Annotated in this window: 7 protein-coding genes and 1 tRNA gene; 4 read left to right on the top strand and 4 right to left on the bottom strand. The window is 66.3% G+C overall.

Translation table 11 applies throughout. The features are described 5' to 3' along the window. The first annotated feature begins 97 nt into the window (after window positions 1-97). The 3 genes from HR086_RS21115 to HR086_RS21105 all read left to right on the top strand — a co-directional run bounded on the left by HR086_RS21115 (window position 98) and on the right by HR086_RS21105 (window position 1,818). A tRNA-Arg gene (locus HR086_RS21115) sits at window positions 98-171 on the top strand. A 350-nt stretch (window positions 172-521) separates the two neighbouring features. Beyond that, window positions 522-884 carry a hypothetical protein gene (locus HR086_RS21110; protein WP_174466508.1) on the top strand — a complete coding sequence of 121 codons (363 nt, stop codon included), beginning with the start codon at window positions 522-524 and terminating at the stop codon, window positions 882-884. 112 nt (window positions 885-996) lie between these two features. Further along, window positions 997-1,818 carry a hypothetical protein gene (locus HR086_RS21105; RefSeq protein ID WP_174466507.1) on the top strand — a complete coding sequence of 274 codons (822 nt, stop codon included), beginning with the start codon at window positions 997-999 and terminating at the stop codon, window positions 1,816-1,818. Window positions 1,819-2,004: 186 nt separating this feature from the next. Here the strand turns inward: HR086_RS21105 and HR086_RS21100 are convergent, their stop codons facing one another. Both HR086_RS21100 and HR086_RS21095 read right to left on the bottom strand, forming a co-directional pair. Beyond that, the gene (locus HR086_RS21100; RefSeq protein WP_174466506.1) at window positions 2,005-2,328 is read right to left on the bottom strand and encodes a hypothetical protein; all 324 of its coding nucleotides are present in this window, start codon (window positions 2,326-2,328) and stop codon (window positions 2,005-2,007) included. Between the two features lie 1,787 nt (window positions 2,329-4,115). Beyond that, a complete protein-coding gene (locus tag HR086_RS21095; RefSeq protein WP_174466505.1) occupies window positions 4,116-4,733 on the bottom strand; it encodes a hypothetical protein in 618 nt (205 codons plus the stop codon). 131 nt (window positions 4,734-4,864) lie between these two features. Between HR086_RS21095 and HR086_RS21090 the strand changes: the two genes are divergently transcribed. Further along, a complete protein-coding gene (locus HR086_RS21090; RefSeq protein ID WP_174466504.1) occupies window positions 4,865-5,809 on the top strand; it encodes a hypothetical protein in 945 nt (314 codons plus the stop codon). Window positions 5,810-5,881: 72 nt separating this feature from the next. On the opposite strand, the gene HR086_RS21085 is transcribed toward HR086_RS21090, so the two are convergent. Next, the gene (locus HR086_RS21085) at window positions 5,882-7,033 is read right to left on the bottom strand and encodes a CARDB domain-containing protein (RefSeq protein WP_174466503.1); all 1,152 of its coding nucleotides are present in this window, start codon (window positions 7,031-7,033) and stop codon (window positions 5,882-5,884) included. Window positions 7,034-7,330: 297 nt separating this feature from the next. Next, window positions 7,331-7,753, bottom strand: coding sequence for a hypothetical protein (locus HR086_RS21080; RefSeq protein WP_174466502.1), 423 nt, complete (start codon window positions 7,751-7,753; stop codon window positions 7,331-7,333). Window positions 7,754-7,796 lie beyond the last annotated feature (43 nt).

The raw sequence follows: 7,796 nt of genomic DNA, 5'->3' as shown, positions 1-7,796 counted from the left end.
CCCCTGCGGTGGGGTGTTCTCCCGTCAGCCCTGGGCGGAATGCGGGCTTGCGTCGGCCGGGGAGTTCGGCTACTTGTGCCCTCGCTGTAGCGGTTCTGCGCGATTAGCTCAGCTGGATAGAGCGTTGGCCTCCGGAGCCAAAGGCCACAGGTTCGAATCCTGTATCGCGCGTCGTCGCAAGTGGTTGATGCGACTCCGGAATGTGGTGCCCGGGAGGGCGGTGAACTGCTCCTCCCGGGTTGCCCTTCGGCCCTCCCTCTTCCTGTCGGTCCCGGACGTCACCTTCTCGTGCGCCCGAGGGCTGCCTCTGCGGCAGACCCGTCCGGCAAGATTCCGGTGAAGCGCGGGGCCTTCGAAGAGGAGGCCTGCGTTGCCCTCGCCATTGCACGAGCGGACGCTGCGCACGGGGGCCAGACGCTCGCTGTCATTTTCCGGCGCCAGCCCCGGTTCAGTTCGACGACCCGAGGGCCCTGCCGAGTGTCCCTGGCGCCGTCCCCCAGGGCGCCGCACAGGTTGACTCGTTGGCGACCAGCGAAACGGCGGCGCATCGCAGCGCGCTGGCCACCGGAGGGCGCATGCCGCTGACCTTGATGCTGGTGGTGGGCACCCGTTCCGCTGGCTCGGTGGTCTCGCGCGAGGACCCGGACATCTTCATGCGAGCTGCCGCCCCTGGAGGCGCGCGTACCGAGTCCTTGCGCGGAGACGTGGAGCGCGTCTCCCGCGAAGCCAGGGGACACGACTACGGGTGGGAGCATGTCGACGACGGGACCACCCGGACGCAGCTGTCGCTCGTCGGCAGCGGCGGAGTCCATGAGGTGCTGTCCGGCGGGGGCACGGCATCCACGCGAGATTCATGCAGCGGTATGACAACCTGGGCGACTTGATGAAACGGTGGAATGCCAACGCCAGGCCTGCGATGCGGTCGACGTCAGCCGCGCGCACGCCGGGACGCCCCCTCAACTCCGGTGACTACCAGGACGGCGTGGTGGAAAGCCCGTGAGTCGAGACGACGAGAAGACCGCCCCGGCCGAGCCCCAGCGACAGGGGCCTCAGCGGCTGGCGGACCTGATGCGGAAGGCCATGTCCCAGGCCCGCGAGAAACCTTCGGCGGGGCTGGTTCAGCTCGAGGCCGACTGGAAGCGGCGGGAGGTGGAGTCACAGCAGGCCGAGGCAGCGGAGAGGGTTCGGCTCGAGGTCGCCCAGGCCGACGCGTGGCCTCTGCACCTGAAGCTGTGCGACGCCCCGTCGGAGGCCGTGGAAGCCCTCGCCGGGGATGAGGTGCTGGAGACGGCTGCCCTCCGCGCGGCGAGGCACGTGCTGCGGGAGGGGCTGCGTACGCTGCTGCTGTCTGGCGGCACTGGGGTGGGGAAGACAGCTGGGGCGTGCCACCTCTTCCGCTCCGCGGTGCGCCACGAGACGCGCGGCGGCCAGCATCTGCCCGAATGGGACGCGTCCGCCGGGCTCTTCGTGCCCTGGTCGCAGTTGAAGCGCGTCAGCGACCACGAGGCGGGGGACGTGCCGCTTCTCCAGCGAGCCGCCCGAGTGCGCGTCCTCGTGCTGGATGACGTCGATGGGTTGCCGGGCGAGGAGTTGGGCCCGCGCCACCGGGAACTCCTCGAGGAGTTGGTGGACAGACGGGACAGGCCCGGCATGGTGACGGCGTACACCACTCACCTTTCGGTGCAGCGGAGGGAAGGGGGGCCCTCGGACTTCGCCACCCACGTCGGCGCCCGCGTCGTCTCTCGCATGAGCCGCCCGGGGACGTTCCACCTGGCTGACTGCGGAACCCGGGACCTGCGCCGGGGAGCGAAGCGGTAACGCAGTCCCTGTGCGCGCCAGGGCGGAGTGATCGATGCGCGGCCATTCCCTCCTGGGTCGCGGTGGCTCTGGCCTGTCGCTGGCGCACCCGCCTGTACCGCGCGAATTCGCGCGCCGTCTCGCGAGCGCGTCCAGGAAGTGGGCTGTGCGCGTGGTGCTGGAGGTTCTCTCGTGAGGAGGCCTTGCTCAGTCGCTGTCTGGGAGGAGCGAGCCAGTCCGCACGTATTCCCCCTTGTCGGTGTGAATGGCGACGAGCCCGCAGGTCGCACACATCATTTCGACCTCGGGAGGAGGCTGTGGCATGCCCCGCCTGACCCGAATGGAGTCGGGCCCCCAGATGGAGTCAGGGGCGCTCTCGCCGCCGCATGCAACGCAGCGGAGAGAATCGAGCAGGGCCTTCCTCTCCTTCTCGTAGCCGCGCTTCTCGACCTTGATGAGGGCGAACAGCAGGAGGATGCCGACGCCGGTGAGCGCCAGCCACAGCGTGAAGGCATACAGAAAGTCGTACATGGGCACTTCCTGGCTGGCCGGTTCGCTGTGCGGCTTCGCGACTCAGGCAGCGGGAGACGCATGGTACGTGCGCTTCGGCTCTCCTGTCTCAGTGAAGACGGCGGTTAGTCCGCACACGGCGCAAGTCGCCTGGAGCAGGAGTGGAAGCTCTGGGATGGACGCGCCGCGTGGAGGCCCGTGCCGAGGCGCCAGCGCCGGGTGAGAACCTGCTGCGCGGATGGCTTCGGGAGTGGCTCCCGCAGGTGACGCGCCGACAGCGCCACTGCGGGAACCATCGCGACCTGTGGGGCTGCGTCCGGCTATCTGGTGTTGGCTGCCGCGGTCCCGCCCGTACCCAAAGTGGGCGCGAAGACTGGTGTGGGGACGGTCATCATCGGGCCGCGCGCAGGAGGGGATCGTCTCCCTCTGCTCGGGATTGACAGTTCCTAGAAGGCACACATCCACTTGTATGGTGGTCTTGAGGCGCCAAGCTTTGCGCACTTGCAGGAACTCTCCCACGAGTAAGTCGCCTCGTCGACGCAGCAAGGTACAGTTTCGTTAAGCACGTCGCAGCTACCACCCGAATAGGACGTGCATCGCGGCAAGAATGGCGAACACGTCGGCAATGGTGGGTCAGTAGGAGGTGGGCAGGCAATAGCGACGCCGTCGCATGTCACGCCCACGTAGTGCGTCGCGGAACAGCTAGTCGTCGACGACGGGCAACTGACAGTGCCCTGCTCACAGGTGGCGGTACAGCCTGTCAGTTCCTGCGAGGACTCGCGCATCTCATCGCCATCGCCGGCCAAATCGGCCGGTGCGTCTCCGCACCCCATCGAGAGACTGGCGGCGCAGGCCACCACCCACAGCTTCAGGCTCTTCATGGTGAGTTCCCTGTCGTGAAGGTGTGCGAGCGAAGGACGGCCGGGCTGGTACTATCTTCTGCAATTCTTGCAACAGTTGCAATTCAGGAGTCATTGGCGCGGCCTGCCGAAGGCGACCCCAGACACCCAGCCCGTGGCCGCCGCGGCCCGGGCTGACGCTCGGGGCTCCTGTGCCACCTCGTGCCGTCCCTATCGAGCCCGAAGTGCAATGGGAGGCTGGCGTGGGGACGAACCGCGCCATGTGGGCGGGACTTGAGTGAATGGGCCAGCGCTACGCCTTTTGAACATGGGTGGAATCACTCCATACCCCCAGGCCGGCAGAACGACTATGCGAATCCCAATCCCAGAAACCTGGGATAGGCAGACCCTCTTCATCCCTTCTACTCTTGGCCTTTCCACGGAGGGTCCAATGTTTGTGAAGTATTTCTTCGGCGCTGCGTTGAGTGCGATGTTGGTGGGAGCCATGGCCTGTGGAGGTTCCTCGGATGGCAGTGCGAGCAGCAGTGAGGAACTTGAGCTCGTATCTCAAGAACTCGCGGGGTGTACCGCGCAGTGCTCCACCGGCTCGGTCAGTTGCCCTTCGTCGACAACAAGCTGCTCTGCGACGGATTACCAGGGCGTGACGTGCAATGGGGTATTCACTGCGTGCCCTCCGCCCGTGCCAACGGGGTGCCCAGGCGTGTCTCTGTGTGAGAACCTCCATGGGAAGGCTTGCCCGGTGGCGGGGCAGTTCAAGGATTGCTGCTACTCCGAGGGCACGGCGGGTGAGTGTCGTTGCACGTTCGGGAAGGTCTGGCTGTGTGCGCAGAATTGATGGGAGCGGGCGGTAGGCTCGGCTCTTGATTTCAACCGCCGCGTCTCGAGCAGGAGGTGCGACGCCTCCTGCTCCTCCTCCGCGCATGCTCGACTGGGCACGGAGGGTGGCGCTCAGGAGTCGTCGAGGTCATCCATCCAATGTGAATGCATGCCGGGTGACACCGTGGAGCCCTCTGGGCCAGTGATGGCCAGTGATCCGGTGGAGACGACCCACACATCGAGCGTGTCGTCGTCATCCAGGTTGGCCGCGCATGCCGCGGTGATTTCACACCGTGGGCACGTCCCGGACAGGCCCAGCTGGGCCCTCACTTCGGAAGGGAGCTGCTCCACGGACACTGCCGCGCGTGGAGGCAACTCCCACCAGAATGTCACGCCCGTCACCTGGGCTTTGTTGCTTCCTGCCTCCTGAGTGCCATCGGCCCGTGCCGTCGGACTGGTGCCCGCGAAGTATGAATAGCGGCCGTTCTCGTGGGCCAGGAAGCTGACGTTGGCGAAGGCGGGGTCATACCTTCCGCGCTCGTCGTGGAATGCCTTCTGGGTCAAGTACCAGGCCTTCAGCGTCGCCTTGCATTCGACGTGTGTGTTGTGTCGCTTGAACTGGAGGACCTGCGACCGGGCGATGCCGATGAGTGCCCCGCAGAGCACGACAGATGTTCCGAGAACGACGAAGCGGCGCCTTCGGCTGTCCAGGGGCGCCACGTCGCCGCGCTTCGAGCTGGTAACCTCCATGGACTCCTCCGGACCTCGTGAGTCTACCAGGACGAAAGCCTCGCGTCGGCGCACTGTGCCGGGGCCTGGTTTGAGCGGGGAAGCAAGTTTGAAGTACCCTGCCCGAGGGCGCTGATTGCCCGGGGGGACATATGAGCGAAACTGGAGAGACGCCTTCAGAGGAGCAGCTTCGCCTGGAGCGTGAGCGCTTGGAATTGGAGCGCAGGCGGGTGCTGCTCGAGGAAAAGCGGTTCGAGCATGAGCGGACCACGTCGACCTCTCGCCAGGGGCTTCTCAATCGAAATCTGGGGGCCGTGATTTCGGTGGCGACAATCCTGATTTCGGGCGTCCAGGTCTGGGTGGCGGTGGCGTCGAAGGAGAAGGAACTCGCGCTCGCGAAGGAACAGAAGGAACGGGAGCTACAGCTTGCCCAGCTTCAAGCGGAACGTGAGCTGGACAATGGGTGGCGCAAGGACTTCTTCGAGTATCTGAAGCTCAATGACGAGGCCATCTTCGGAGAGGATGCGAAGAAGCGCATCTTGAAGCGCAACGTCCTGGTTGCCGCCTTTCCAGAAAGTCTGGTCGGGCAGATTCGGGTGGCGCTCGCCGAAAGCGCGGGCTCCGCCGGTGAGCTGAGCCTGGTGTCGGCACAGGCTGAAACGGTCGAGAGACCCTCGCCGCGTGTGTATCTGGCGGAGGCGATCAAGTCAGGGCCACCGGCCTCGGATGTGCCGGCTGGCGCGCGCAGGCTGGTTGCCGCGGCCCAGGCGGAGCGAACACGGGTGTTCGTCCACTACGCGGACCCGAACGACAGATCGATAGCCACAGCACTTTCCCTGGCGCTGGACGGTGAAGGCTACGGGGTTCCGAGTCCCGAAATCCTCACGGAAGGAGCGTCATCGACGGGTGACGTTCGCTACTTCCATGCCGATGACAAGCAGCTCGCCGACAAGGTGGGAGCGCTCGTTCAGCAGGTGCTCGGTGAGAAAGGCGTGGCGCTCAGGGGAAACGTCCGCGTGATCGGGCTGCAGGGAAAGTACGGGAACATGCCGCGCAGGGTTCTCGAGGTGTGGCTCCCCGCGCTGGGCAAGCACTGAGTGTGTTGGGATTCGTCACCGTCGCACGGGCCCGCCCGGAATCTTCCCAGGCGGGCCCTCACGACGACCTGATTACAGCAGGGAGCAGAGCAGTCCGCGTCCCGTCGTTCCCGAGGGACAACCCACGCCCTGGCAGTACGTCACCCCGGAGTCGACCGCGGGATTGCCCAGCAGCGCGGGGACGCGGACCTGACACGTGCCCGTGGTCTCATTGCCCGTCGCGTCCTTCACGCCGTAGGTGAACGTGTAGACGCGTCCGTTGCCCAGCAGCGCCGACTCCGCGCGGACCAGCGCGGACTTGCCATCAGCCGTCAGCTTGATGTCGTCACACGCAAGCAGCCGCAGCAGGGACAGCGCATCGTTCGGCTCGTCGGAGCTGACGCGCAACAGCGTACCCGCCTGCGCCAGCGGCAGCTCCCCACCACAGTTGTCCACCGCCGGCAGCGCGCAGTCCGCCAGTGACACCAGCACGTAGTCCGAGCCCACCGACGGCGTCAGGACGCGCCCCCGGCTGGCCCCCAGCACCGGAGCCGTGGTGTCGACCACCGTCACCGTCGCCGAGCAGGTGTTCGCACTCGCCCCGTCCGTCACGTCCAGTTGCACAGGCGTCGTCCCCAGCGCGAACGGGCCCGAGGGAAGCTGCGTCACGCTGAAGGGACCCGGAAAGCCGTCCGGGTCATGCGAGCCGTGGTCCACCGAGGCCACGCCCTCGCAGGCCGCGTCCGCCGCCACCGTCACGTTTCGACAGAGCGCCACCGGACCCTGATTCGTCGCACAGGGAATGGAGAAGTCGACCGCTGCGACGTTGTTGGCCTCGTTGTCCTCGTTGAAGACCCCGTCGTCGTCCGCGACGACCACCACCCGCTGGGTGCCCTCCGGCACCGTGAAGGAGAGCTGGAAGGGGAAGCGCTCTCCACCCACCAGGAAGGGCACGCTGAGGGTGCCCAGTCGCGTGCCGCCCGCGCCGGTGCCGCCCGCGTACACGGCCGCCGTGGAACCGGCGATGCCCGTGGCCTCGTGGTTCTGGATGGCCCCCGAGAGCGTCAACGCCGTGGCCTGGCACGACGCCACCAGGTCCTCGACACTCAAGTCCAGCTCACCCACCGCCCCCTCATGGACGCCCAGTTCACCCACGGGCGCCGTGGCATCTTCGGGGCCTACGCCTTCACAACCTCCCAACAACAACAACGCCGCGAGCGCGGGAACTCCCAATGCACGTGTCATGTCTGGCTCCGGGGATGGGCCTCGAATCGAGGCATCCAAAGAATACGCGACGAGCCGGTGCCTCGCTCATGGGTCATCCTCGGAATTATGCAATGACTCACGGCGGGTGGGTTCTCACCCAACCCTTGACGTCGGAGCCCTAGGGGGAAGGCCTGCCTGGTAGGGGAGTTTCAGGGTTGATAGTCATTTGTTGGGGTGGCTGGTATTGTTTCCAATGCCATTCATTCGCCAGCGGCCTCCGTCGAACGGGTCGCGTCAGCCGCGCTCGCGGCATGACCTCATCGTGGCAGCCCCTGCTCACGACGCTTTGACGCCCGCGACGATGAGGCCCACGCCGGCCGTCAGCAGGCCGAGCGTGAGGCTTCCCGCGCCAATCCACAGCAGGGCCAGCAGTCGGTTGGGCCGCTGGGGGTCCTTGCCGAGCACGGAGAGGAAGAAGCCCGCGGGCATGAGCAGCGCGGCCACCGGGACTCCAAAGCGCGCGACGACGTCGTAGCCGACCGGCAGATGGGCCGCGTCGAGCACCACCAGGATGACCAGGCTGAGCATCAGCAGCACGGCCGCATGCGCATGGCCCGCGCGGAAGAAGTTCTTCTGCAGCGCGTTCGCGGGGATACTGCCCCGCCCGACACGGGTGAGGAACCAGCCGCCTGATTCCACGGTGATGAGCGAGAGAAGCAGGACGCCGAAGAGGATGAGGGTGTGGGGTTGGATAGCCATGGTATCCAATATTAGATACCGAAGGTATCCAATGCAAGGGGCC

The organism is Myxococcus sp. CA039A, assembly GCF_013336645.1.
Taxonomy (GTDB): Bacteria; Myxococcota; Myxococcia; order Myxococcales; family Myxococcaceae; genus Myxococcus; species Myxococcus llanfairpwllgwyngyllgogerychwyrndrobwllllantysiliogogogochensis.
The sequence above is the reverse complement of the archived record's forward strand: the minus strand, read 5'-3'. Positions and strand labels throughout refer to the sequence as shown.

Coding starts and splice junctions, on each gene's coding strand:
- HR086_RS21090 (WP_174466504.1), top strand. CDS start 4,865: ATGAGCGAAACTGGAGAGACGCCTTCAGAGGAGCAGCTTCGCCTGGAG.
- HR086_RS21095 (WP_174466505.1), bottom strand. CDS start 4,733: ATGGAGGTTACCAGCTCGAAGCGCGGCGACGTGGCGCCCCTGGACAGC.
- HR086_RS21100 (WP_174466506.1), bottom strand. CDS start 2,328: ATGTACGACTTTCTGTATGCCTTCACGCTGTGGCTGGCGCTCACCGGC.
- HR086_RS21085 (WP_174466503.1), bottom strand. CDS start 7,033: ATGACACGTGCATTGGGAGTTCCCGCGCTCGCGGCGTTGTTGTTGTTG.
- HR086_RS21080 (WP_174466502.1), bottom strand. CDS start 7,753: ATGGCTATCCAACCCCACACCCTCATCCTCTTCGGCGTCCTGCTTCTC.